Source organism: Paraburkholderia sp. SIMBA_030 (assembly GCF_046535245.1).
In the GTDB taxonomy this organism is placed as follows: Bacteria; Pseudomonadota; Gammaproteobacteria; order Burkholderiales; family Burkholderiaceae; genus Paraburkholderia.
Window position 1 is genome coordinate 1 of sequence record NZ_JAWRXB010000820.1, and the last position, 262, is coordinate 262.

Here is a 262-nt window from a genome sequence, read left to right on the forward strand (position 1 = left end):
GGACGAAGAATTCCGCCAGGTCGCGAAGCTGCGTCTCGCTTCGCTGCTGCTCGACGAAAAAGCCTACGATCAGGGCCTCGCCCTGATTCCGCAGCCGGACGCCGGTCCGTTCAAGGGCGTCGTTGCCGACGGCCGTGGCGACCTGCTGGCAGCGGCCGGCAAGCGCGACGACGCGCGCGCTTCGTACAAGCTCGCGCTCGACAGCCTGCCGAAGACCGACGCCTCCGAGCGTCAACTGATCCAGTTCAAGCTCGACGCGCTG

Annotated in this window: 1 protein-coding gene; it reads left to right on the forward strand. The window is 67.2% G+C overall.

Going from position 1 to position 262, the window contains the following annotated elements:
- Window positions 1–262: tetratricopeptide repeat protein (locus SB772_RS42270; RefSeq protein ID WP_410838807.1), on the forward strand; the 262-nt coding region annotated here is incomplete at both ends.